The 22,915-nt window shown below is 70.7% G+C and carries 23 protein-coding genes; 2 read left to right on the forward strand and 21 right to left on the reverse strand.

The features are described from left to right. Nucleotides 1-26 precede the first annotated feature (26 nt). From OG254_RS26310 to OG254_RS26335, 6 genes are all read right to left on the reverse strand, one after another. The gene (locus tag OG254_RS26310; protein ID WP_405586200.1) at nt 27-293 is read right to left on the reverse strand and encodes a hypothetical protein; all 267 of its coding nucleotides are present in this window, start codon (nt 291-293) and stop codon (nt 27-29) included. A 76-nt stretch (nt 294-369) separates the two neighbouring features. After that, nucleotides 370-2,931 (reverse strand): FtsX-like permease family protein, encoded by a 2,562-nt coding sequence (locus tag OG254_RS26315; protein ID WP_405586202.1) that lies wholly within the window; start codon nt 2,929-2,931, stop codon nt 370-372. Beyond that, nucleotides 2,928-3,689, reverse strand: coding sequence for an ABC transporter ATP-binding protein (locus OG254_RS26320; RefSeq protein ID WP_405586205.1), 762 nt, complete (start codon nt 3,687-3,689; stop codon nt 2,928-2,930). The genes OG254_RS26315 and OG254_RS26320 overlap by 4 nt, the downstream gene beginning before the upstream one ends. 32 nt (nt 3,690-3,721) lie before the next feature. After that, nucleotides 3,722-4,141: a hypothetical protein gene (locus OG254_RS26325; protein WP_405586208.1), complete on the reverse strand. Its 420-nt coding sequence runs from the start codon at nt 4,139-4,141 to the stop codon at nt 3,722-3,724. Nucleotides 4,142-4,279: 138 nt separating this feature from the next. Then, complete coding sequence (locus OG254_RS26330) at nt 4,280-4,954, reverse strand: response regulator (protein ID WP_405586211.1); 675 nt, start codon at nt 4,952-4,954, stop codon at nt 4,280-4,282. Further along, the gene (locus OG254_RS26335; RefSeq protein ID WP_405586214.1) at nt 4,951-6,105 is read right to left on the reverse strand and encodes a sensor histidine kinase; all 1,155 of its coding nucleotides are present in this window, start codon (nt 6,103-6,105) and stop codon (nt 4,951-4,953) included. The genes OG254_RS26330 and OG254_RS26335 overlap by 4 nt, the downstream gene beginning before the upstream one ends. A gap of 321 nt (nt 6,106-6,426) precedes the next feature. Between OG254_RS26335 and OG254_RS26340 the strand changes: the two genes are divergently transcribed. Both OG254_RS26340 and OG254_RS26345 read left to right on the forward strand, forming a co-directional pair. Further along, nucleotides 6,427-6,792 carry a hypothetical protein gene (locus tag OG254_RS26340; protein WP_405595205.1) on the forward strand — a complete coding sequence of 122 codons (366 nt, stop codon included), beginning with the start codon at nt 6,427-6,429 and terminating at the stop codon, nt 6,790-6,792. A gap of 74 nt (nt 6,793-6,866) precedes the next feature. Then, nucleotides 6,867-7,493, forward strand: coding sequence for a hypothetical protein (locus OG254_RS26345; RefSeq protein ID WP_405586217.1), 627 nt, complete (start codon nt 6,867-6,869; stop codon nt 7,491-7,493). Nucleotides 7,494-7,538: 45 nt separating this feature from the next. Here OG254_RS26345 and OG254_RS26350 read toward each other — a convergent pair whose 3' ends face one another. The 15 genes from OG254_RS26350 to OG254_RS26420 all read right to left on the reverse strand — a co-directional run bounded on the left by OG254_RS26350 (nt 7,539) and on the right by OG254_RS26420 (nt 22,914). Next, complete coding sequence (locus tag OG254_RS26350; protein ID WP_405586219.1) at nt 7,539-8,681, reverse strand: serine hydrolase domain-containing protein; 1,143 nt, start codon at nt 8,679-8,681, stop codon at nt 7,539-7,541. 33 nt (nt 8,682-8,714) lie between these two features. Beyond that, nucleotides 8,715-9,476 (reverse strand): phosphodiesterase, encoded by a 762-nt coding sequence (locus tag OG254_RS26355; protein WP_405586221.1) that lies wholly within the window; start codon nt 9,474-9,476, stop codon nt 8,715-8,717. Beyond that, nucleotides 9,473-10,447 (reverse strand): EamA/RhaT family transporter, encoded by a 975-nt coding sequence (locus tag OG254_RS26360; RefSeq protein ID WP_405586223.1) that lies wholly within the window; start codon nt 10,445-10,447, stop codon nt 9,473-9,475. The genes OG254_RS26355 and OG254_RS26360 overlap by 4 nt, the downstream gene beginning before the upstream one ends. Next, nucleotides 10,437-11,696: an ATP-grasp domain-containing protein gene (locus OG254_RS26365; RefSeq protein WP_405586226.1), complete on the reverse strand. Its 1,260-nt coding sequence runs from the start codon at nt 11,694-11,696 to the stop codon at nt 10,437-10,439. The genes OG254_RS26360 and OG254_RS26365 overlap by 11 nt, the downstream gene beginning before the upstream one ends. A gap of 11 nt (nt 11,697-11,707) precedes the next feature. Further along, nucleotides 11,708-13,390, reverse strand: a complete 1,683-nt coding sequence (locus tag OG254_RS26370; protein ID WP_405586229.1) for a CTP synthase — start codon at nt 13,388-13,390, stop codon at nt 11,708-11,710. Nucleotides 13,391-13,487: 97 nt separating this feature from the next. Beyond that, a complete protein-coding gene (locus OG254_RS26375) occupies nt 13,488-14,834 on the reverse strand; it encodes a cation:proton antiporter (protein WP_405586232.1) in 1,347 nt (448 codons plus the stop codon). After that, entirely contained in the window at nt 14,821-15,348 is a 528-nt protein-coding gene (locus OG254_RS26380) for a dCTP deaminase domain-containing protein (RefSeq protein ID WP_351190579.1), read from the reverse strand. The genes OG254_RS26375 and OG254_RS26380 overlap by 14 nt, the downstream gene beginning before the upstream one ends. Continuing rightward, entirely contained in the window at nt 15,345-15,908 is a 564-nt protein-coding gene (locus tag OG254_RS26385) for a hypothetical protein (protein ID WP_405586235.1), read from the reverse strand. Before OG254_RS26385 ends, OG254_RS26380 begins: the two co-directional genes overlap by 4 nt. Then, the gene (locus tag OG254_RS26390) at nt 15,905-16,996 is read right to left on the reverse strand and encodes a hypothetical protein (protein ID WP_405586237.1); all 1,092 of its coding nucleotides are present in this window, start codon (nt 16,994-16,996) and stop codon (nt 15,905-15,907) included. The genes OG254_RS26385 and OG254_RS26390 overlap by 4 nt, the downstream gene beginning before the upstream one ends. Continuing rightward, nucleotides 16,993-17,457: a type II toxin-antitoxin system RatA family toxin gene (locus OG254_RS26395; RefSeq protein ID WP_405586239.1), complete on the reverse strand. Its 465-nt coding sequence runs from the start codon at nt 17,455-17,457 to the stop codon at nt 16,993-16,995. Before OG254_RS26395 ends, OG254_RS26390 begins: the two co-directional genes overlap by 4 nt. A gap of 20 nt (nt 17,458-17,477) precedes the next feature. Beyond that, a complete protein-coding gene (locus tag OG254_RS26400; RefSeq protein WP_351190587.1) occupies nt 17,478-18,077 on the reverse strand; it encodes a DUF6031 family protein in 600 nt (199 codons plus the stop codon). After that, a complete protein-coding gene (locus tag OG254_RS26405; protein WP_405586241.1) occupies nt 18,074-19,183 on the reverse strand; it encodes a DUF6001 family protein in 1,110 nt (369 codons plus the stop codon). Before OG254_RS26405 ends, OG254_RS26400 begins: the two co-directional genes overlap by 4 nt. Before the next feature lie 4 nt (nt 19,184-19,187). Then, nucleotides 19,188-20,891 carry an alkaline phosphatase family protein gene (locus tag OG254_RS26410; protein ID WP_405586243.1) on the reverse strand — a complete coding sequence of 568 codons (1,704 nt, stop codon included), beginning with the start codon at nt 20,889-20,891 and terminating at the stop codon, nt 19,188-19,190. Beyond that, the gene (locus OG254_RS26415) at nt 20,888-21,670 is read right to left on the reverse strand and encodes an HAD-IIA family hydrolase (RefSeq protein WP_405586245.1); all 783 of its coding nucleotides are present in this window, start codon (nt 21,668-21,670) and stop codon (nt 20,888-20,890) included. Before OG254_RS26415 ends, OG254_RS26410 begins: the two co-directional genes overlap by 4 nt. After that, nucleotides 21,667-22,914 carry a hypothetical protein gene (locus OG254_RS26420; RefSeq protein ID WP_405586247.1) on the reverse strand — a complete coding sequence of 416 codons (1,248 nt, stop codon included), beginning with the start codon at nt 22,912-22,914 and terminating at the stop codon, nt 21,667-21,669. The genes OG254_RS26415 and OG254_RS26420 overlap by 4 nt, the downstream gene beginning before the upstream one ends. Nucleotide 22,915 lies beyond the last annotated feature (1 nt).

Raw genomic sequence — 22,915 nt, forward strand, 5'->3', positions numbered from 1 at the left:
GCACGGCCCGTGTGAGTGGAGGGAACCTACCGCGGCTGTCGTGAATGCCGCTTCGGGCGTCGACGCACGGTAAAGGCGCAGGCGAGCATGCCGAGGCCCCAGGCGATCAACAGGGCACCCCACAGCGGCATGGTCACCTCTGGGACGAGAAGGCGGATCTCGACGCTCGTGCGGTTCTGGAAGATGAAGACCAGGGCGATCGCGGTGATCACAGCGAACGGTATGAGGCGGCGGACGCCGGGGCGGGAAAGGAACGGCGTGTGAGCCTTGTGGTCTGTGCTGGTCCCGGCCATGGGGTGCCTCTCCCTCAGGTGCCCCTGCATCCAGCATCCACTTTCCCCACGTGGCCCGCCACCGAAGGCGCCCGGCTCATTCGTCGTCGCCCAGCGCGGTCATCGGCGTGACACGGGTGGCACGGCGGGCGGGGAGGAGGCCGGCGAGGGCGGTGAGGACTGCCAAGCCGACGAAGACCAGCAGGAGTTGGGCTCCCGGGAGTCTCAGCGGCGCCTCGGTGACGACGGTGCGGATGAGGAGCCAGGCGTAGGGGACGCCGAGGGCCAGGCCGAGGACGCCGCCGAGGACTCCGTACAGGCCGGCCTCCATGGTGACGGTCCGGCGCAGTGCGCCGCCGCCCAGGCCCAGGGCGCGCAGCAGTCCGAACTCACGGGTGCGTTCGATCGCGGTCAGGCTGGTGGTGGCGGTGACGCCGACGACGGCGATGAGGACGGTCAGGGCGACCAGCCCCAGCGCGATCGTGCCCATCATCCGGACCGTTTCCCGGCCGCTGTCGCGCGTCTGAGCCAGCACGCTGATGCCGATGTCGTCGCGGTCGGGGAGTTCTTCCCGGATCAGGCTCTCCAGCGCCCGCTGTGCTTCTGCGCGGTCGCCGTCGGCATCGGCGATGACACCGCTCGCGTTCCTGGCGGCACCCAACCGGTCGAGATCGGCCGGTACGACGACTACGTCCGCGAGCAGCGGGCCCTGCCCCGGCAGCGTGGCCGCGACGGTCAGCTCGACGCCGCCGCGGCGATGGGGGTCCCCCCGCTCGAGCGAAGTCGAGAGTGGGGGAGGGAGCGTGAACGTGTCGCCCGCCGTCAGCCCGAGCCGCTCGGCCATCCTGGACGCGACGACCGCGTGCCCCGGGCCCAGGTCGGCGAGGGAGCCGGTGGCCGTGGCGATGTCCTTGCCGGTGGACAGGGCGCCCGGATCCAGGTCCGACACCTCGAACTCCGCGCCGCTGAGGGCGACTTGATGGGTGCGGTAGGCGGTGACATGGGTGAGCTGCGGGGATGCGGCGAATTGCCGTACGACGGTGGAGTCCAGGCCTGCACTGCCCGCCGCGACCCGGAAGTCGGCGGGGGCCTCGACCGCGTCGGTGCGTTCCATGTGGCCGCCCAGACAGGCGACGCAGACGAGGGCGCCGGAGACCAGGGCGACGCCGAGGGCGACGACGACGGAGACGGCCGCGGCCCGGCGCGGGGTGCCGCCGACGCCGCCGACCGCCAGCCTGCCGGTGGTGCCCGGGCGGCGCAGCGGCCATCCGGCGACTGCCAGGACCGGGCGGACCAGGAGCGGGCCCAGGGCGATCAGCGCAAGGAAGGCGAGACCCGCGGACGCGACCGTGGCGATCATGGCGAAGTCGCGGTCGCCGTCCTGCCCGGGCTGCGCGGCGAGCCACGCGGCCATGGCGGCGAAGGCGATCCCGGTGATGAGCCGGGCGGGGCCGATGCCGCGTTCGCCGGTGACCGTGCCCGCCGCGCGCAGCGCCTGAAGCGGGGACACGCGAGCCGCCGACAGGGCGGGGGCGAGGACCGCGCCGACCGTCAGCAGCATGGTCCCTACGACGACCAGCACGGCGTACGTCACGGGGAACCCCGGCGCGGACAGCTCCTGCCCCGCCCATCGGGCCACCAGGGGAGCCAGGTGCCCGGCACCCAGCGCCGCCGACACCCCGAGGCCGCCCGCGACCGCGCCCACCAGGGCGCCCTCGACGGCGAGTGCCGTCACCAGCCGGCTCTGCGGAGCGCCGATGGCGCGCAGGAGCGCCAACTGCCGCAGCCGTTGCGCGAAGACGATACGGAAGGTGGAGGTGGCGACCAGGGCCGCGGCGCCCACCGCCACGGCCAGGAACACGGAGATGAGCACGAAGATCTCACGCAGGTCCCCTCCGAGGATCTCGCGTTCCTCCTGGGCACGGACCGCGCTGCCGGACGCGAGCGACGCGCCGTCGAGCACGCCGCGCACCTGCTGGGACAGCTCGTCCGTCGGCACACCGTCCTTCGCGCGGATGTCGACGTGCTCGTAGCCGGGCAGATGCGCGAGGCGCCCGATGTGGGCGTCGGTGGTGTAGCCGCCGGACTGCTGCTCGGCGGTCGCGGTGCTCTTCACGACACCGGTGACGGCGACCGCGACCTTGACGGTCTTCTCGGCGTTCTCGGGGTCGGGGACCAGCAGGGTCGTGCGGGTGCCGGGGGCGAGCTGCAGTTCCTCGGCGGCCCGGCGGTTGACCGCGACCTCTCCGGCGCGGTCGGGGTAGTCGCCCTCGACCAGCCGGACCTGGGACAGCGGTCCGGTGCCGGGATCGGAGTGCAGCTCCAGCCAGTGCTCGGACGGACCGGCGATCGGTGCGCCGGAGTTCACGCGGCCGACGGCCTCGGCGACACCCGGCAACGCGCGGATCTGCCGCAGCGCGGCAGCGCTGATGTCGGAGGCGTCGGAGGTGTCGGCCGTCGCGACGAGGCTCACGGCCTCGGGTGTGCCGCGGAAGCGGTCGAGGGTGGTGTTCGTGGTGATCTGCTGGGCCATGACCGTGGCGAAGACCACGAAGGCGGCGACCAGGACCGACAGTCCGGTCGTCAGCGACCTGCCGGGCCGCCGCAGCAGTTCGGCCAGCTGCGAGCCGAGGACGCTCGCGCGCCAGGGGGCGTTCACCTGAGCCTCCTCACGGTTCCCACGGCCTGCGGGGCCTGCGGGTCCTTTGGGCCCTTCGGGTCCTGAGTGGCATCGACATCGTCGTCGACGACACGCCCGTCGGCGAGGACAAGCACGCGGTCGGCGTAGGAGGCGGCCTGCGGGTCGTGCGTCACCATGACCACGGTCTGGCCGAGGTCGCGCACGGATCGGCGCAGGAGGTCGAGGACCTCCGCGCCGGACTGCGAGTCGAGGTTGCCGGTGGGCTCGTCGGCGAACAGCACGACGGGCTGGGCCAGCAGGGCGCGGGCCAGCGCCACGCGCTGCTGCTGGCCGCCCGAGAGTTCGGAGGGCCGGTGGGACATCCGGTCGCCGATGCCGAGCACGCCGACGAGGTGGTCGAGCAGGTCGCTGTCGACGCGCCGGCCGGACAGGGTGACGGGCAGCACGACGTTCTCCAGAGCGGTCAACTGGGGCAGCAGATTGAACGACTGGAAGACGAAGCCGACCTTGTCCCGCCGTACGCGGGTCAGCTCCCGGTCGGACAGCCCGTTCAACTCCGTGTCACCCAGGATCACTTGGCCCGAGGTGGCCGAGTCGAGACCGGCCAGGCAGTGCATCAGCGTCGATTTGCCCGAGCCCGAAGGGCCCGCGATCGCCGTGAACCGTGCCCGGGCGAAACCGACCGTCACTCCGTCCAGGGCCCTGACCTCTGCCTGCCCCTGCCGGTAGACCTTGACCAGATCCACGGCCGCCGCGATGTGCCCTTGATTACCCATGGTTTCCCTTGGTCTCCCTTGGTCGCGGCGCGTCAGGACGCGATCGGAGGGAATTCGAGGGTGACCTTCGCGGTCGAGCAGTGGCCGTTGGCCTCGTCCGCCAGCTGTTCCAGCTCCTTCTTCTGCGGGGGCGTGCCCACCCCCTTCGCCTGCTGGGCCGCCCATCCGTTGTAGATCGATATGTTGGCGCCGAGGTATCCGTCATCGAGCTGCGACCTGAGCTGCCGCTCGCTCTTCACCCACTCCTCGACGCCGGCCTTGCCGCTGGGGATCTCCTGCGCGGAGTCGACGAGCCTCTGCGCCAGTCGGCAGTCGGCCCTGGACGCCTGGCTGGGCCGGTTGTGCTGGTTCCACCAATAGCTGCCCGCGACCGCGACGGCCGCGAAAACCAGCAGTGCGATGACGCCGAAAAGAATTGCCCTGCTGTTCTGCGGACGTGCGAGAGCAGCCATGATGACCTCCGGAGAATTCCGTACGACGCTCTTTTCGCCGTCCGGTACGGGCAATTCTCGAAGGCCGGGCATCGCGGCACATCGGCTCGGAACCTGATCTCCGCGCCGCGGATCTGCGACCGCAGTCAGAGGGCGGGACTACGACTGTGGGCTGACGAGCCCCGAGTCGTAGGCGAAGATGACGGCCTGCACGCGGTCGCGCAGGTCCAGCTTGGTCAGGATCTTGCCGAAGTGGGTCTTCACGGTCGCCTCGGCGATGAACAGCCGTTCGGCGAGCTCGCTGTTGGACAGGCCCTCGGCGATCAGACCGAGCACCTCTCGTTCGCGCAGGGTCAGCAGGTCCAGCCGCTCGTCGTGACGGGCCGAGGGCGCCAGTTTCCCCGCGAACCGGTCCAGGAGCCGGCGGGTGACGCGCGGGGCGACGACGGACTCGCCGCCCGCCACGACACGGATCGCTGTCACGACCTCCTCGGGCGGGGTGTTCTTCAGCAGGAAGCCGCTCGCCCCGGCCTGCAGCGCGGCGAAGGCGTCCTCGTCGGTGTCGAAGGTGGTGAGCACCAACACCCGTGGCGCATCGGCGAGTTGGTTCAGTCGCCCGGTCGCCTCCACCCCGTCCATGACGGGCATCCGGATGTCCATGATGACGACATCGGCTTCGGTGCGGGCCAGCAACGTCAGGGCGTCCGCGCCGTTCTCCGCCTCGCCCACGACCTCGATGTCGCTCTGCGCGGCCAGCACCATCGCGAACCCGGCCCGGATCAGCGGCTGGTCGTCCACCACGACGACCCGGATGGGCCTGCTCATGTCACTCATGCACCTGTCCTCACCGGAAGTTCCGCCTCGACCTGCCATCCCGCGCCCAGACGCGGCCCGGCGGTGAAACTGCCGCCGGACACCTCAACCCGCTCGCGCATCCCCACCAGCCCGTTCCCACCGCTGACCCGCTCCGCCGCCGCCCCGGGGCCGGCCAGCCTGCCGCCCCCGTCGTCGACCACGCTGATCAGCACGGCATCCCCGTCGAACCGCAGCGTGATCGCGACCTGCGCACCGGGACCGGCATGCCGCAGCACATTGGTCAGGCTCTCCTGGACCACCCGCAGCACGGTCAGCTCGTCTCCCGTCGACAGCCCGCCCCGGTCCCCCTCGACCACCAGGTCCACCTTGAGCCCCGCGGCACGGGCCCGCTCGGCCACCGTCTCCAGGTCCTCAAGCGACACCCGGCGGCGACCGGTGTCCGCATCCTGCCCGGAGGTCCGGCCGGCCCGCAGGACCCGCACGATCCGGTGCATGTCCTCCAGCGCGTCCCGCCCGGTGTCGCCGATCGCCTTCAGAGCCGAACCCGCCTTGTCCGGATCCGACTTGAGGGCGTACCCGGCGCCGTCCGCCTGAAGGATCATCACCGCCAGACTGTGGGCCACCACATCGTGCAACTCCCGGGCGATCTCGGCACGCTCCTCGGCGGCCGCGATCCGCACCAGGTGCTCACGCTCCCGTTCGGCGGTGGCGGCCCGGGCCTCCAGGCTGTCCACGTAGAGCCGGCGGGTCCGCAGCACCAGAGCGGTCATCCACACGGCCGCACAGACACCACCGAGGGCGACGATGTCGGCGACGCTCTCGTCGCTGCCCAGAGCCACTGCCGAGCCCAGCACCACGACCGCGCCCGCCGTGTAGGCATGCCACATCCGCCGGGCATGGGTGACCACCGAGACCATCGCGACGATCAGTGCGATGTCGTACGCCGCCGGCGCGGACGCCAGCGCGTACTGGACCAGCGCGAGCACCGAGACCATGCCCATCACGGCCATCGGCCGACGCCGACGGAACACCAGAACCAGAGCCATCGCCGAGCCGACAAGCTGGTCGTACCCGTCGTCGTACCGCAGGGCCACGCAGACCACCAGCACCGCGATGGCGATGTCGTACGCCGTGTGTATCCACGGCAGTGCCTGTATCCGGCGCAACATGCCGAACAGGCTACGACATTGCTCCGCGCTGTTTTCCTGAAGGGAAGCCAATTCCAGACGCCAGGCAGCACACAACACACCGACAATTCCAGAGCACAAAGTTCGAAGTCACCGTCAGGATCCGCGATCCAGAATCAGAGGGAACTCGTGCGTAGATTGAGGCCGGTCGTCGTCGGCGCCTGATGGCATCCGCCGGAATGCGCGGCAACGACCGGAACCCCCGCCCAGACGCCGCAACAACCAACTGTCCGCCCCAAGTCAGGGGCAGTGGAGACTGTGAGGCAGTTCTCCCCGATGTGATCAGGAGCCCCAGTGGACGACATGGAATTCGCCGACGCTCTGGAGACAGTCTTGCGGGACCTCAAAGCACAGTGCGCGGTGCAGCCAGACATACGTGCGGACGACGAGTTCGGGATCGTGCTCTGGGCCCCGGACGGTTCCGGCCATGGCGTGACTCCGCATCCGGATGGCACCGCCGCAGAACTGCTCGTGCACCTGGCAGATCAGGTCCAGGACTGGGCGGTGGAGACACTGTGGTCCGAAGGCGCATCGGCGGTCTGGCCACAGTGCCCGACACACCCTGACACGCACCCGCTGACGGCGACTGTCCGTACGGACACGGCGGTGTGGGCATGCCCGAAGGGGGGAAGGACGGTGGCCCGGATCGGGGAGCTGAAGACCCGCTAGAGCGGGCCAGGAAGAGCGGGGCGCGTCCTCCGCGGAGGGCTGCGTAGAGTACGCGCGGTCATCGATGGGAGAAGATGGTGGACGCGGTCGAGTTCCCCCTCAGCGCGCGGGTGCGTGGGGCCCGGCGATGGCTCGTCGCCGCGAGCGCGGCGGGTGCCGTACTCGTGGGAGCCGCCGTGGCGTCCGTGGTCGCCGACGCCTCCGGCTGGGCGTCCGTGCCGCGGGCGATTCAGGCAGGTTTGGTGCTGGTGACGCTGCTCGTGCTGCCCGTCGCATGGGTGGGAGTGCACGCTGTGTGGGCGCTGCGCGGGCGCGCCGAGCTGTTCCGCGCCGCCGAAGAGCACCCGCGGCGGCGTCCCACCGACCGGCAGTTGGTCGACCACCTGCGCAACGAGCACCCGCTCACGCCACTGTGGTGGATGGTTGCCGTCCTCGGCAGCCTCGGCGTGTTCTGTCTCGGGTTCGCGCTTCCGTTCGCCCTGGCGGACGGCGCCGTACTGGCCGGTGCACTCCTCGGGGCCGGGCTCGCCGTGTCCCTGACCGCCCTGGCCTTGGCCGTGCCCGGCATCCGCCGCGCTGCCCGCCAGGGCTCCGAGGACCGAAGGCTGCGTACCGAGCTGTGGCACCTGCCCACCGCCGTCGAACGCCGGCTCACGATCCCGCTCCTCGGCGCCGGCGACGGGGCACATCTTGGTGCCTGAACACACGGCCGGCGCCTCCGGCTCGGGATTCATTCGGAGGCGGCCTCAGCCGGCAGCCAGGACCTCATTGATGAGCAGTGTGTTCTCCCGGTCCGCAGCGTCGCCGACGGCGAACTGGCCGCGGACGTAGGCGTACGCGATGCCGAGGCCCGGGCTGGCGAACGCGGCGGAGCCGGCTGCCCCCGCGTGGCCGAAAGCCTGGGAGCCGAGGGCGGGGGAGCGGACGTCGTAGAGCTGGAAGCCCAGCGTGAACCGGCTCTCGGCCTTGGTGACGACGTCCGGTCCCACCGAGTGGGGCCGGGTGAACGTGGCGACCGTGTCCGCGGTGAACAGCGGCGGTGTCCCGTCGAGACCGCCGAGGAGAGCCGCGTACGCTCCCGCCGCACCCCGTGCGGAGGCGACACCGCCCGCCGAGCCCTGGCCGAGTTCCCGGACGCGCCGGACGTTCGAGAAGGTGGCCAGGTCGGGCAGGTGCCGGGTGCTGAAGGCGATGGCGCCGAGGTCCTGGCCCTCCGGGGGGTCCTCGGGGGGCGTGATCTGTCCGGGCTCCGGGGCGGCGGGTCGCATCGGCCGGTAGCGGGGCTCCAGCTCCTGCGGCAGGCCCAGATGGAAGCTCAGCCCGTGCGGGCGGCGCACCCGGTGCTCCCACCAGTCGTGCAGGGTCCGGCCCGTGGCACGGTGTACGACCTCGCCGACGAGTGCGCCGATGACCAGGCCGTGGTAGCCGAAGGCCGTGCCGGGCTTCCAGTAGGGCTTCTGTGCGGCGAGCCGCTCGGCGAGCACACGGTCGTCGGCCAGTTCCTCGACGGTGAAGTGCTCGTCGACGCCGATGACGCCGGCCTGGTGGGCCAGCAGTTGCCGCAGGGTGATGTCCGCCTTGCCGGCCTGTCCGAACTCCGGCCAGTACGCGGCCACTTCCCGGTCGAGGTCGAGACTTCCGTCCTGGACCAGCAGGGCGACGACCATGAACACCGCGCCCTTGCTCACCGAGTACACGCCGAAGAGCGAGTCGCCGTCCACCTCCGGACCCGCCCAGAGGTCCACCACCAGCCGCCCGTTCCGGTACACCGCCAACTGTTGTCCAGGGGTCTCGGGCTGTGCGTCGATCACGTCGGCGAAGGCGGCGCGCACTCCTTCGTACCCGCTGTCCGTCCACCCGTGGACCGGGTGTGCCTCATGGGCCTTCATGTCGGTATCTCCTCCTTGGTCGGCGTCCGCGGGTCACAGGGCCCTGACATGGCTGGTGACACGTCCCTCCTCGTCTCCCTCCTCGTACAGGTGGAAGGTGAGCGCGAGTGGGGCTTCGTGGGTCTTCCAGGATTCCTCGGGGCCCTGCTCCCAGGGGAGGAGCGCCGTGGACGCGATGCCCGGGGCGCAGAGCAGGGGCCGGCCCGCGAAGGCGGTCGTGGCCGCTGTGTGGGCGTGGCCGCACAGGACGGCGAGCACCTGGTCGTGACGTTCGAGGACCTTTGCCAGGGCCGTCGGCTCGCGCAGGGCGATCCCGTCGATGTACGGCAGGCCGAGCGGCGTCGGCGGGTGGTGGAACGCGACGAAGGACGGCCGGTCGGGGGCGGCCGCGAGGGTGTCGTCCAGCCACCGCAGCGTCTGGGGTTCCAGCGCGCCCTCGGGCCGCCCGGGAACGGAGGAGTCGCACATGAGGATCCGTACGCCCCCGATGTCGTGGACCTCGTCGACCGGGGCCGGCCCGGCGGGAAGGCCGAGCAGGACCTCGCGGAACTGCGGCCGGGAGTCGTGGTTCCCGGGACACAGCAGGACGGGGTGACGGTCGTGGAGCGGAGCCAGTACCTCGCGGGCCTGGTGGTACTCCGCCTCGGTCCCGTGATCGGCGATGTCGCCGGTGATGAGAACGGCATCGACCGTGCCGGGCAGAGCGGTGAGGTACTCCACCACTCGCCGGGCACGGTCCGCGCTCTCGGCACCGCCGTCCAGGTGCAGGTCGCTGAGGTGGGCCAGCACGGTCATGCCTTGGCTTCTTCGACCGGCTGTTGCGCGGGATTCTGCGCCTTGGTGCGCTTCCCGTGGCGCCAACGGGCCCAGGTTCCCAGGCACATCGCGGCGGACACCGCCATGATCCCGATGAAGGTGTGCTGCGACTGGTGCAGCCTCGGGTCGAGGAACTGGGTGATGTAGGTGATCAGCAGGTTCGTCCCGAACAGCATCGAGACGGTGATCGGCTCGGTCCGCACGATGCCCTGCTGCAGCAGGTAGAGGGAGATGATGACTCCGACGACGCTGATCGCGAGGATCGCCCCCACGTTGCCCGGGGAGTACGGCCCGAAGCTGTCGCGGACCACGAGCAGGGTGAGCGTGGCCACGATGAGGGCCACGAAACGCGAGGCCATCATCTGCGGGACGGTCATGCCGGCGTCGCCGAGCCGCTTGGTGTAGTAGGTGACCCCCGACAGGGAGATCGAGGTGAGGAAGCACATCACCAGCCCGAAGACCAGTTCCCCGGTGGGCACTTCACCGATGGCCGACGCCCCGTCGGACGCCATCGCCAGCAGGTAGCCCATGGCCGCCAGCATGGCCGCGGCCGCGGCCAGCTCCAGCGGGAGGGCCTTCGTGCCGGGGCGGAGCTTGAAGCCGAGCACGATGGTGATGGTGGGCCCGAGCCCGATGATCACCGAGTTGGCCACGGCGGGCTCAAGGACGGTGAACGCGTACAGCACCGCGATCCAGCAGACCGCGGTGGAGATGTTCAGCATGATCACGTCGGGCAGGCAGCGGCGCACCACGGACTTCAGCGCCTGCTTGTCGCGCAGGGTGAGGAAGTAGAAGGCCTGGGCGATGACGAAGGAGTTGAAGGCGATGAACTCCGGTGAGAGGCCCTGGACCAGGGCGCCCTCGAAGACCGACTTGGTGGAGTTGATGACGCAGTAGCCGAGGACCAGCAAGGGGCCGGCGGCCAGGGCGAGGCGGGCTTCAGACGACATCGTAGAAGCCCTCGCCGTCCAGGTAACGGGCCGTCATGTAGTCGTGCGTGACCACGCCTTCCACCTCGTGGAGGAGGTGGACGAGCATCGGGTAGGTGATGTCGTTGACCGTCCGGGACATCTCGTCGCCCGGCTGCACCTTCAGGAGCACGTCGTGGAAGCTCTCCAGGGCGCGCAGTTCGGACAGCTTCGGGTAGTCGACGAGCTTGCCGCCCTCCGGCGCGATCATGTTGACGCAGACCGCGTGCCGAGCGACCTCGTAGTCGGTGTGCCTACGGGCTTCGAAACCTGCCGGGTCGGTGTAGGCGAGCACCGTCCACTCCAACTGGCTCTCACCGATCGCCGCTCGGGTGAGCAGCGGGAGCATCGCGCCGCAGACCCGGGCGCCGGTCTCGACCAGCCGGGGGCCCTGCGGGGTGAGCTTCAGCTCGGTGTGCGCGGGGCCGTTGCGGATGCCCAGTGCGTCGAGCACGGAGAAGGCGTAGGCGGCCAACAGGTCCTGTTCGGGGCCCTGTCGGACCATCAGCGCCGAACCGCCGAGCAGATCCCGGACCCCGTTGACCCCGAGGTGCTGGGTCTTCCACAGGTCGCACACGTAGTGCTCGCCGTCCAGGCTGACCGTGTTGACGTAGTACTCGGCCCCCACCAGGTACTCCTGGGCGACCACCGCGTCGTTGCGCAGCCCCAGGGCGCTGTCGGCGCCGACGAGTGACGCGAAGGCGGAACGGACTTCCGCGGCGGTGGAGCAGAAGGACACGCCGTCGTTGAGCGCACTGCGCACCGGCTTGAGGACCACGGTCCGGTCGGTTTCGCCGTACCAGGCCAGCAGGGTGTCGAGATCGCCGGCGAGAATCTGGTCGGCGGCCGGCACTCCGGCGGCCTTGACCGTTTCCACCATCCGGAACTTGTCCCGTCGAGCGGTGCTCAGCGCGGTTCCGTTGGTCCGCAGGTCCAGTGCCTCGCTGAGTACGTCGGCCAGTTCGACGCCTATCTCGGCGCCGGGCAGCAGCGCGACCGGGGTGTAGGGGGCGATGGCGGCCAGCGTCTCGGCCACGTCACCGCGGTGGACGACGGTGCCCAGGAAGTCGTCGGGCCGGAAGGTCGCGCCGAAGACCGGGGGTGGTTCCTCCAGGCTCTGCACATGGAGGCAGTCGTAGCCCCGGGCGCGGAAGAGCGGCGCGAGATGGCATGCGCTGGAGTAGGCGTCGACGATGGCGACGACGGGGCGCGGGCCCTGGGGGGTGCTCATACGGGGTTCCTTCAGTTGTGGGCGCGGGGTGCCGCGCAGGGCGTGGAGGTGATGCGGTCGACAGCGGCTCTGACCAGGCCCACGAAGAGCGGGTGCGGGCGGGTCGGGCGCGAGCGCAGCTCGGGGTGGGCCTGCGTGGCGACCAGGTAGGGGTGGATCTCCCGCGGGTACTCGACATGCTCGACGAGCCTGTTGTCCGGGGAGGTGCCGGAGAAGACGATGCCGCTCTTCCTCTCGAGGTCCCTGCGGTAGGCGTTGTTGACTTCGTAGCGGTGGCGGTGGCGTTCCGCGACGTACTCCTTGCCGTCGTACACCTCGCGGACAAGGGAGCCCTCGGCGAGCTTCGCCGGGTAGGTGCCCAGGCGCATCGTGCCGCCCAGGTCGCCCTCGCCGGCCACGATGTCGAGCTGCTCGGCCAGGGTGGAGATGACCGGGTGGGCGGTGGCCGCGTCGAACTCGGTGGAGTCGGCGTCCAGGATGCCGGCGAGGTTGCGGGCCGCCTCGATCACGACGCACTGCAGGCCGAGGCAGATACCGAGCAGCGGCACCCTGTTCTCACGGGCGTACCGGATGGCGCCGATCTTGCCGGAGACCCCTCGGTCGCCGAAGCCGCCGGGGACCAGGACGGCGTCCACGTCGGAGAGTTGCTTGTGTGCACCGTCCTGCGTTCCGCACTTCTCCGACTCCACCCACTTGATCTTGCACCGCGTTCTGTTGGCGAAACCTCCCGCGCGCAGCGCCTCGGTGACCGAGAGGTAGGCGTCGGGCAGGTCGATGTACTTGCCGACCAGCGCGACGGTGATCTCGTGGTCGGGGTTGTGGACGCGGTCGAGCAGGTCGTCCCACCGCGTCCAGTCCACGTCGCGGAACGGGAGGTTCAACTTGCGCACCACGTAGGCGTCCAGGCCCTCGGTGTGCAGCACCTTCGGGATGTCGTAGATCGACTTCGCGTCGACGGCGGCGACCACGGCGGCCTCGTCGACGTCGCACATCAGCGAGATCTTCTGCTTGATCGCCGCCGGTACGTCGCGGTCGGCGCGCAGCACGATCGCGTCCGGCTGGATGCCGATGTTCCGCAGGGCGGCAACCGAATGCTGGGTGGGCTTGGTCTTCAGCTCTCCCGAGGGGCCGATGTACGGCAGGAGCGAGATGTGGACGACGAAGACGTTGTCACGACCGACCTCGTGACGGACCTGGCGGACGGTCTCCAGGAACGGCAGCGACTCGATGTCGCCGACCGTGCCGCCGACTTCGGTGATGACCACGTCGACGTCATCCGTGGCCATGCGGCGGATGCGGTGCTTGATCTCGTGGGTGATGTGCGGGATGACCTGCACGGTGTCGCCGAGGTACTCGCCGCGCCGCTCCTTGGCGATCACGGTCGAGTACACCTGGCCGGTGGTGACGTTCGCCGAACCGTCCAGGTCGACGTCGAGGAAGCGCTCGTAGTGGCCGATGTCCAGGTCGGTCTCGGCGCCGTCGTCGGTGACGAACACCTCGCCGTGCTGGAAGGGGTTCATCGTGCCAGGGTCGACATTGAGGTACGGGTCCAGCTTCTGCATCGTGACCCGAAGACCCCGCGCCTTCAGCAGCACCCCCAGGCTGGAGGCCGTCAGGCCCTTGCCGAGCGAGGAGGCGACACCCCCGGTGACGAAGATGTGCTTGGTCGTCGTTGCTGTGCGCGGCTTGGCCAAGGCGGGGCTCCGGTGGTCGCGAGGGCAGGGGAAGCGGGGGCGAGGAGAAGCGGGGCAAGGAGAAGCAAGCAGGGCGAGGGAGCTGCCCCGGGCGTGCTCAGTCCGCCGTGGCCTTCACGGGCCGCGTGAGCTGCCCGTCCGGAGGCGGATCCAGATCGGGCGGGTCATGAGAGAAGGCCCCCCGGGCCACGGCCCGCTCCAGCCACCAGCCGGCGAACTGTGAGGTGAAGATGGCGGTGAGCACCAGCGTGGTGAACAGCGAGGCGTTGATGATCCCCGCGTCGTAGGACACGGTGGCGAGCACGATGCCCGGCCCGCCGCGCGCGTTCAGCGCGACAGCGAGGTCCAGGGACTCCGCCTTCGGCCGCTTGGCCAGCCGGGCCCCGCCGTACGCACTGGACGCCTTCGCGACACAGGCCACCAGGATGAATCCCCCGGTGAGCCAGGGGTCGAAGGAATGGACCAGGTCCAGCTTCAGGCCGACGACCGCGAAGTACACCGGGATGAAGAACCCGGACGCGAAACCCCGGAGATGACCGAGCGCGTCGCTTCGCGAGAGGCCCCCGGCCATGCCGGACAGCAGACCCACGACGAACGCGCCGAACATGGGCGCGACCCCGAGGAACACGCAGCTCGCGGCCACGGCAAGGATGACGGCCATCCGGACCGCCACCTGGCCGAGTGACCGGTCCGCCGTACCGGACGTGGCGCCCGGCAGGCGCCGCAGCGCCGCTGCCGCCAGCACCATCAGGCCGAAGAAGGCCACCGACGCCACGGAGTGGTAGGCCGCCGAGCCGTTCGCCGAGCTGATCCCCAGCGTGTGCGCCAGGCCGAAGCCGTTCTCCTTGCCGCCCGCGACCATACCCAGCGCCACGGACAGGATCACGTTGAGGACGATGTCCTCCAGCACCGCGACCGACAGCACGATCCGTGCGAACGGGGTCCGGATGATGCCCAGGTCCAGCATGATCCGGGAGATCACCGGGATGCTGGTGATCGCGATGGAGCAGGCGATGACCAGCGTCAGGGCCGACACGTTGGCGGCCGACCCGAGCACGTCCCCGGTGTCGATCGCCTTGACCATGAGCAGGCCCAGTGCGAAGGGCACGACCATGCCCGCCACCGCGATCAGGACCACGGACCGGCCGTCCTTGCGGGAGAAGACCGTACGCATCTCCACGCCCGCGGTGAACATCAGCAGCAGCATGCCGACCTGGTAGACCAGCGTCAGCCCGGACGCCACGGGACCCGTCCCGGGGAAGAGCCAGGTCTGCGCCTGCGGCAGCAGCTGGCCCAGCACGGTCGGCCCCAGGAGCAGCCCGCCGAGGATCTCACCGATCACCGGGGGCTGCCGGAACCTGGCGAAGAGCCGCCCCACCGCGTGGGCCGAGGCCAGGAGCAGGGCGAGGGCCGTCAGGACGCGGAAGAGATCAACCTGTGACACGGGCGTCCAGGCTGAAGCGGGAGGCCACGGCGGAGGAGGAGCCCGTGTACTTGCCGTCGTAGCCGACCGGCTCGCCCTGCATGGACCAGAAGGCCAGCTTGCCGATCACCATGCCCGGGTACACCCGCACCGGGTGAGCGACCTTCATCTCCAGCGTCCACGGGAAGACGGCACCGCTGTGTCCGAGCGGGGCGGAGAACTGGATCCAGATGCCGAGCGTCGAGGCGGACCGGCAGGCGTAGAGGGTGGCGGCGTAGTGCGGGCTTCCCATCGCCTCCATGGTGCCGCCGAGGTAAAAGCGGCCCGGTTCGAGGATCATGCCCTCGGGGCCCATCTTCACGTGCGAGGCCTCGGGCGGCTCGAAGCAGTCGATGACGTCCTGCTCGTACCAGAGGAGGTCGTCGGCGAGCCGGAAGCCGTAGCTGTTCGGCTCGATGCGCTCCGCGTCGAAGTCGTCGATGTGGATACGTCCCGCTCGCACCTCGGACAGGATCTCGGGCCCGCTCAGAATCACAGCCAGCTCCCCAACAGCTCGTGGACGGTGGACCGGTAGGTGTCCAGGCCCGCCCCGTTGTCGATCACGGCATCCGGCTCGATCAGGTCGATCTCCCGGGTGGAGCGGTCCGCGCGCGAAGGGTCGCCGCGCCCGGCCAGCCGTTCCTGGCGCAGTTCCTCGGCACAGGTGATGCGCAGGACCCGGAACCCGTGCCCGCGCAGCGCCGGGGCGTCCACGTGCGGGTCGCGCAGATCGTCGTTGACGACGAGATCCGCGTCGACCGCGGCGAGCCGCGCGGCGAAATCGTCCGCCAGCGACTCGGGCCGGATCCGGCGCATCGCGTCGGCGAGCGCCTCCATCAGGACCTGGTCCTGGGCCCCTTCGTGGAGGGAGCCGCCCGCCCTGCGGTACACCTGCTCCTGCAGGTCGTACAGCGGGGTGGCGAGCTTGACCCGGGCGTACGCCAGGCCCTTGTCCCGGGCGAACTCCTCGATGAGCGTGGCGCAGGTGGACTTGCCCGCGCCGGCCAGGCCGACGACGGCTATCCGTAGGGGGCGGCGGGCTTCGGTCGTCGTCATCGGTTCTCCTGCTCGGAGGTCGTGGTGGTGTCGGCGGGGCGACGGCCGAGGACCACGTCCGGGTCGACGTCGAGCGTGCCGTGCAGCCGCACCATGGCCACAGAGCCCAGCACGGTGCGCAGTTCGCCCAGTGAGCGGTAGAACCGCGTGTAGTCCGGGACCAGGTGCGACTGCCAGGTGAAGAAGGTGGTGTCGACCTGACGGTCCACGATCTTGTTGAGGTGGGCCCAGCGCTCGTTGTCGTCCGTGAGTTGCCGGACGGTCAGCGGCTCCCCGGGCTTGACCTCGGGCAGCAGCAGCGCGGTCAGCCGCTTGGGCTCGGCCGTGAACTCCGCGCCGAGCCAGGACTCGAAGACATCGGGGTCCATGAGGATCTTGTGGCCGGGCTCGTACGTGTCGACCTGATCGTCGACGCCGTCGCGGACCATCTGCTCCAGCCGCGCGTCGGCCCGGATGGTGCCGACGCCCACATACGGGTAGTCGCGCCACGGGTGGACGAGGACCGCGCCGTCCTCGATCGTGCAGAACAGCTTGTCGCCGGTGAAGTACCGCCATCCCGGCCGCCGCAGGACGGACAGCAGGGTGGTGGTCTTGCCGGCGCCCTTCGGCCCGGCGATGATCACGGCCTCGCCGTCGCGGTGCACCCCCGAGGCGTGGAGGACGACCGTGCCGAGGTTCTCCTCGTTGCGGATCACGAGATCGCGGACGAAGTCGAGGACCTGGACGGTGGACTTCTCGGTGATGCGCAGCGCGAAGGTGTTGTCCTTGGCGGTGTCCACGGGAGCGTCGAGCAGGGTCGCCCGGTTGATGTACCGGCGGCGGCCGCCCCCGTCCACGATGTGCGCGTCGAAGTTGAACTCGGCGGCGTTGCTGCGGCGCACGATCGACTGGGGCGTCTCCCAGACCTCGGCGGCGACATCCGCTTCCGGGTCGTAGCCGCGCACGTCGATCCGGAAGGTCGGCTCGTGGGCCGCCTCGGCGGAGATCAGGTGCCGGAAGAAGCGACGCACCGGCTCGAAGACGGCCTCGGCGTCCGTGGCCACGTCGAACCGCACGGTGGTGTGCAGGAAGTTCAGGTACAGGCTCATGTCAGGTCTTTCTCCGGTGCACGGTGTGACGCGGCGCAGGCCGACAGGGAGCGCATCAGCGCGTCCGCGTGAGCCTGGAAGGACTGGGACCAGATGGGTTCGAGGAGCGGGGCCAGACCGTCGACGCCCAGCTCGAACGCGAGGGAGAGACGGACCTGGGTCCCGGCCGGCGCGGCGGTGACGGCCCACTCGCCCGACAGCTGCTCCAGGTCGCCCGTGGTCTGCTCGAAGCGCAGCCGCAGGCCCGGACCGGCGGCCTCCCGCTGCACCCAGGTCACTTCACTGCCGTTGAGCAGCACCTTCCACTCGTTGAGCCGGAAGGTCTTGTCCTGCTCCGACAGCGGGCGTACGCCGACCACGTGCCGGGCCTGCGACGCGATCCTCGCGCTGTCCTTGACCAGCGCCCACATCTCGTCGGGGGTTCGCCCCTCGACGAGCATCTCCGCCTGAATCTCAGGCATGTTCACCTCACCTCTCTGTTTCAGGCGGCCTTCATGAAGGGGGCCAGGAATCCGATGTCGAGCCCGGCCGCGCGGGCGAGGACGGCCCAGACCCGCAGGGTGTGCAGCATGTCCCGCTGTCCCTCGGCCACCAGCCGGTCGGGCAGCTCCCCGGGGAAGGCCGCCAGCAGCCGTTCCCACAGGATGTGGATCTCCTCGACCGCGCAGCTGTCGCCGCCGAACTCCTCGTACAGGCCGAAGACCTCGGCCAGTTCGGGGCCGGTGGCGTCGACCACCTCCCGCATCCCGTACTCCAGGGCGACCGCCAGGCAGTGGGCGTCATCCACCGGGGCGCGGCCGGCCAGCCGCTGGTCGATGTCCAGGAGCTGCTCCAGGAAACGGAGCTTCGCGGCCTGCTGCATCTGCGGCTGCTCCGTGCCTCCTTCGAGGTCCTCGATGTACGCCCGCCCCTCGGCCAGCATCAGCCAGGCGGCCTGCACCCAGGCCTCGACGGCCTGCGGACCGGCCATGACGTGCCCGGCCCGTACCGACGGGAACGCCGTCAGCTCGGCGGCTGCCCGCGTGGCGCGGGGCGTGCGGCCCTCGGTCATGTCCGACTCCTTGTTCGCGTACGTGGTCATCGGCCCGCCTCCGTGACCGGGTAGCCGATGCGCAGTGCGGCCGCGCCCGCGCGCAGCGCCCGCAGCAGCGAGGCCGCGGACTTCGCGTCGAGCCCGGCCAACTCGTCCAGGCCGACGGCGGGGCCGGTGAGCGGAAGGTCCCTCTCCGCGCCGACACCGGGGAGCACGACCCCGTTTCCGGAGCCCATCAGGAGCGCCGAGCCGGCGAGGAACGGCTGTACGGATCCGGTGAGTTCGGCGCGCACGGTGACCGTCTCGGCGGTACCGGTGGCCCGTACGGCGTCGAGGGCGAGCGCGGCGAACGCCCCGGCCAGCGGCTCGCCGGCGGCGGCCGGACGCAGGGCGGCGCCCACGCCCTTGCGCAGCCGCTCCACGTCGGAGGCGACCGCTTGGAGCCGGTCGTCGTGCCAGCCGCCCTCGGCCACGAGCCGCGTCCAGCGCAGCGCGTACCACTTGCGTGTGGTGTAGACGTCGCCGTGGTGCGACAGCAGCGCGTCCATCAGGTGCAGGAGCACGTTGTACGCGTAGCCGACCCGTCCGCGGGCCTCCCCGGCGGCCTCGGCCAGCACGCAGTGGACGGCCTGCTCGACGGCGGTCTGCACAGAGGCCCGGCTCCAGACCCGGCTGAGCGGGGGCAACCAGTCGAGATACGGCGCGGAGCCGTCCAGGGCGATGCCGTTGACAATGCGTTCGGTCTGCTTGCGGCGCGGCTCGCGCTGCTTGTCCCAGGCCCGGAAGCCGGACACGGTCTCCTCGGCCGGCAGGCCGGCGAGCCGGTGCAGCTCGTCGAGGTTGGAGGCGAGTTCGGCCCGGCTGAAGGAGACGACCTCCAGGTGGTGCCCGTTCTCGAAGATCTTGGTGGAGATCCGGGGGCCGTCGATCTCGGCCTCCTGGATGCGGATGAAGTCGAGGTCACTGGTGGGGTTGGCCAGCCCGTGCACCGGGGAGCTGGTCAGCATCAGCAGGCCCTCGCCGACCCGTTCGCGCATCAGGTCGGACAGCCACTCGGCGTCCAGGGACCGGCTCGCGAGGAACGCGGCCACATGGGCGTGGCGGCGTGCTGTCAGGTCGGCCGGGGCCAGGACGTGGGGAAAGCCGGACGGCATACCATCAACTTTCTTCGGTCGGTTCGAATGTGCCGGGGGCGTGTGGGCCCGCCAGGGCGGGGTCCACGCCGAGCTGGCCGAGGACCAGCGCGGCCGGCCAGGTGTTGTCGATGACGCCCTCCCGGCCGTCGGCCGCGATGCCCGGACCGACGGCCGCGTGGACGGCGTGGAGCCTGCTGTCACCGGTGTAGACGACGTGGGCGCCCGTCTTCGGGACCCGCCGCACCACCCCCTCCTCGCCCAGGAGTTGGGCGGTCGGCTGGTAGTCGTCGGCGAGGGCGACATAGGCGACGAAGGGATCGGCGCCCGGGTCGGCCGCACGGACACCGTTCCGGTCCAGGAAGCCGGCCACGACGGGCCGCCCCGTGTCGGGGTCGGTGAGGGAGCTCAGGGCGGTGCGGGCCTGCTCCATGGCGGCCCGGGCTCGTACGGGGTCGCCGGCCAGGCTCGGTCCGGTCCACAGGGAGCCGTTGTTCGCCGGGTGGTAGAACACCGTTGAGCCGTCGGCGTCGAGGCTCCCGTCCGGGGCCGTCCGGGCCAGGCCGGCGCGCACCAACTGGTCGTTGACGTGGACGAGATGAGTGCTCCCGACCATGCCGTGGTCCGCGCCGAGCACCACCGTGTCCTCGGGCCCCGCACGGTCCAGCATCCGGCCCAGCACGGAGTCGGACCACTGGTAGCAACGCCGGATGTACGACCACACCGCCTCGGAGATGTCCGGGCGGTGGGCCGCGCTCTTCTCGTCGCACCAGCCGAGCAGTTCATGACCGACGTCGTCCGTCATCGGAAGGTAGACGACGACCAGATCCGCTTCGTGCGTCTCCAGTACGGCATCGGCCGCGGCGCCGAAGGAGCGGGCCACGCACTCCACCGAGGAGAGGAACACCTCCTCGGCGCTGCCGTCGCCGCCCTCCGCCAGCCGGGGGCCGAAGACCCCCTCCCGGTAGAGCGGGCCCACCCCCTCACCGGCGAACGGCGGGCACTGGGCGAGCCGCTGCAGCGTCTTGCGATTGCGCCCGGCGAAACGGGGCTGCCAGACACCGGTGTGCGCCAGCAGGAGCCGGCCGCCGGTATCGACGCAGGAGATCCAGGTGCCGTGCTCGCGGTCCAGCTCCAGCGGCTGCCAGCCGGTACCGGGTTCGAGCAGCAGTCCGTCCCCGCCGTGGCCCCCCGGCGCCCCGGTGACCTGCACCCGGACCCGCCGGGAGGGCTCCGCCTCCACCGAGACCGCGACCCGGAACCCACCGATCCGCCAGTCCTGGCCCTCGGTGTTCAGCTCGTGTACCGCGTGCCGGGTCACGCGGCGGCTGTACGCCTCCACCGCGCCGTCGATGTGCGGGCCGACCCGGCCCCCGTGGTCGAAGACCCAGGGGGCGTGAACGAGCGCGCTGCTGAGATCGCGTTCCGACAGGGTTTCCCAGACCGGCGGCACCGCGGGGAACCCCGGGGAGAAGCCGCTGACATGGCTGGCGATGCCCTCGCCCGCGCCGGGCACGGTGTACCCCGTGACCTTGTGCTCGCGGGGCCAGGTACCCGTGAACAGGGTCGCCAGCGACGGCGGGGTCTGGCAGTTGGGGTGCGCCGGACGGGCAGCCGCGAAGGCGCCGCGCTCCCGCATGCGGCGCAGCGAGGGCAGGGCGCCCTCCCGTTCCAGCCGGTCCACGACCCAGTGCGCCGCCGCGTCCCACACCACCCAGTACACCGTCATACGGCGACCAGCTCGCGCAGCAGCGTGGGAAGAGAGGCCACGGAGTCGATCTCGTGGTCGGCCCGGCCGGTGAGTCCCTCGGCCCGCTGGTCGGTGTACTTGCCCGTCCGTACCTGCACGGTCCGCATGCCCGCGGCCCGGCCACCGGAGATGTCGGTGGTGGCGTCGTCACCCACCACCACACACGCGTCGGCGGGCAGTTCCAGAGACTTGGCCGCGAGCTCGAAGAAGTCGGTGGCAGGCTTCCCCAGCACCCGGGCCCGCGCGCCCGAGGCGTACTCGACGGCCGCCACCACGGCACCGGTGTCCAGATGGTCGCCGTCGGCCCGCTTGAAGTAGCGGCCGGTCTGCAGCGCGAGCAGTTCGGCCCCGTCGCGCACCGCCCGGAAGGCGCTGTCGAGCGCCGCGTAGTCCAGCGTGTCCCGGCAGTCCCCGATCAGCACATGGGTGTACGGCGGCTCGTCGGCCAGCGTGGGCAATGCCGCGCTCAGCTCCCGCGAGACCATCGCGCGGGTGCGTGCCCCGGCGGCGGTGAGCAGCTGCGTCGCCGCGACCACGGGGGTGAACAGTTCGTCCACCGCCACCGTCAGCCCGTACTCCGCCAGTTCGGCGTGGATCCGGTCCGCCGTCTTGGAGTCGGTGTTGGTCAGGAAGCGCAGCCCGATCCCGAGTTCGCGCAAGGCGGCCACCGCTTCCACCGCACCGTCGACGGCGGCTCCCCGGGCGTACAGGGTGCCCTCCAGGTCGAGCAGGACCGCGCGCACCGGCGTGCCCGTCATCGGTCCACCTTCCGCGCCAGCTCGGGCCGGGCGGCCACGGCGTCCTTGAGGAAGGTCCGCTTGGAGTAGAAGCCCCGCTGGTCATTGAGGCCGCGCGCCCGCAGGAACCCCTCCAGCCAGCCGACGATCTCCGTCATCTCCGTCAGCACCTCGGCCTCGTCCGGCTCGACGGCGACGCGGCTGCGCAGGTACTCCAGCTCGCACTGGTTGAGGGTCACGTCGCGGGCATCGACGAGACTGCAGTGGTCGAAGAAGATCCCGTAGACGTGCCCCGTGCGCACGGACTCGAAGTTGATGTCGTAGCGGACCCGTCGGAACGACGGCAGCCGCACGGCCTGGACCTGGAGTTCCTCCCGGATGTACCGCTCGAACCGGCCGTCGTCCGCGAGGTCGAGGCCGTAGGTGTGCGATTCCCGGCGCTCGAAGGTGTCCTCCGCGTACCACTTGCGCTTCAGCAGGTGCTTGCCGTCGGTGGTGGGGATGAAGGAGGCGTAGCCGCGCTCCTCCTCGGGACCGGTGATCTCGAAGAGGTGGTTCAGGTAGTCCCAGGCCTGGTACTCGTCCCGGTACTCCATGATGTAGCCCGGCAGCCCGCCGGCCAGCATCTCCTGGTACAGCTCGACCGTCAGCGTCCAGGAGTCGACGGGCGGGGTGAGCGTGTACTTGTACTCCAGCTCCTTGCCGCCGAAGCACTTGCGGTAGTAGCGCTGGTGGTTGTTGAGGAAGAGGAACTGCTCCGCGTGCAGCCGCACCGCCTCCGGCAGCCAGCCCAAGTTCTCGACCTCGGAGGTGGCCACCGGCTCGGGGGTGATCCGGATGAAGCAGGCGTCCTCGGCCAGGAACCTGATCTGGCTGTGCACATGGGCCCGGTCGCCCTCCGCCGTCACATAGAAGAGCGGCACCAGGGGGCCGGCCTGCCCGTCGGCGACCGCGGCCACCGCCGCCCGCAGCGCCTCACCCGGCAGCATGCCGGGGAACAGGTCGTCGCCCTGGGCCTTGAGCGTGTGCCGACGCGAGCCGTCGACCGTACGGGCGGACAGTTCCAGCGGCCCGAGGCGGTCCCAGTGCACCACGACCGTGTTGCTGGGAAAGGGCTGCTCCACGGGAGCGTCGAGCTCCACGAGGACCACCGCGTCGGTGCCGGCCAGCGGGGCCGTTCCGTTGAGCAGGTGGAGCCCGCCGAGGGCCAGCCAGGCGCGGCGGCGGCCGGCCGTGTCGGCCGTCGGTACGGAAGTGTCGCTCATG

Source organism: Streptomyces sp. NBC_01092 (assembly GCF_045039535.1).
Classification (GTDB): domain Bacteria; phylum Actinomycetota; class Actinomycetes; order Streptomycetales; family Streptomycetaceae; genus Streptomyces.

What these genes read in the sequence shown, in the direction of transcription:
- OG254_RS26365 (WP_405586226.1), bottom strand. Translation starts at nt 11,696, where the DNA reads ATGAGCACCCCCCAGGGCCCGCGCCCCGTCGTCGCCATCGTCGACGCC.
- OG254_RS26350 (WP_405586219.1), bottom strand. Translation starts at nt 8,681, where the DNA reads ATGAAGGCCCATGAGGCACACCCGGTCCACGGGTGGACGGACAGCGGG.
- OG254_RS26325 (WP_405586208.1), bottom strand. Translation starts at nt 4,141, where the DNA reads ATGGCTGCTCTCGCACGTCCGCAGAACAGCAGGGCAATTCTTTTCGGC.
- OG254_RS26400 (WP_351190587.1), bottom strand. Translation starts at nt 18,077, where the DNA reads ATGACCACGTACGCGAACAAGGAGTCGGACATGACCGAGGGCCGCACG.
- OG254_RS26310 (WP_405586200.1), bottom strand. Translation starts at nt 293, where the DNA reads ATGGCCGGGACCAGCACAGACCACAAGGCTCACACGCCGTTCCTTTCC.
- OG254_RS26355 (WP_405586221.1), bottom strand. Translation starts at nt 9,476, where the DNA reads ATGACCGTGCTGGCCCACCTCAGCGACCTGCACCTGGACGGCGGTGCC.
- OG254_RS26335 (WP_405586214.1), bottom strand. Translation starts at nt 6,105, where the DNA reads ATGTTGCGCCGGATACAGGCACTGCCGTGGATACACACGGCGTACGAC.
- OG254_RS26405 (WP_405586241.1), bottom strand. Translation starts at nt 19,183, where the DNA reads ATGCCGTCCGGCTTTCCCCACGTCCTGGCCCCGGCCGACCTGACAGCA.
- OG254_RS26410 (WP_405586243.1), bottom strand. Translation starts at nt 20,891, where the DNA reads ATGACGGTGTACTGGGTGGTGTGGGACGCGGCGGCGCACTGGGTCGTG.
- OG254_RS26420 (WP_405586247.1), bottom strand. Translation starts at nt 22,914, where the DNA reads ATGAGCGACACTTCCGTACCGACGGCCGACACGGCCGGCCGCCGCCGC.
- OG254_RS26390 (WP_405586237.1), bottom strand. Translation starts at nt 16,996, where the DNA reads ATGAGCCTGTACCTGAACTTCCTGCACACCACCGTGCGGTTCGACGTG.
- OG254_RS26340 (WP_405595205.1), top strand. Translation starts at nt 6,427, where the DNA reads ATGGAATTCGCCGACGCTCTGGAGACAGTCTTGCGGGACCTCAAAGCA.
- OG254_RS26415 (WP_405586245.1), bottom strand. Translation starts at nt 21,670, where the DNA reads ATGACGGGCACGCCGGTGCGCGCGGTCCTGCTCGACCTGGAGGGCACC.
- OG254_RS26395 (WP_405586239.1), bottom strand. Translation starts at nt 17,457, where the DNA reads ATGCCTGAGATTCAGGCGGAGATGCTCGTCGAGGGGCGAACCCCCGAC.
- OG254_RS26320 (WP_405586205.1), bottom strand. Translation starts at nt 3,689, where the DNA reads ATGGGTAATCAAGGGCACATCGCGGCGGCCGTGGATCTGGTCAAGGTC.
- OG254_RS26345 (WP_405586217.1), top strand. Translation starts at nt 6,867, where the DNA reads ATGGTGGACGCGGTCGAGTTCCCCCTCAGCGCGCGGGTGCGTGGGGCC.
- OG254_RS26385 (WP_405586235.1), bottom strand. Translation starts at nt 15,908, where the DNA reads ATGACGACGACCGAAGCCCGCCGCCCCCTACGGATAGCCGTCGTCGGC.
- OG254_RS26330 (WP_405586211.1), bottom strand. Translation starts at nt 4,954, where the DNA reads ATGAGTGACATGAGCAGGCCCATCCGGGTCGTCGTGGTGGACGACCAG.
- OG254_RS26360 (WP_405586223.1), bottom strand. Translation starts at nt 10,447, where the DNA reads ATGTCGTCTGAAGCCCGCCTCGCCCTGGCCGCCGGCCCCTTGCTGGTC.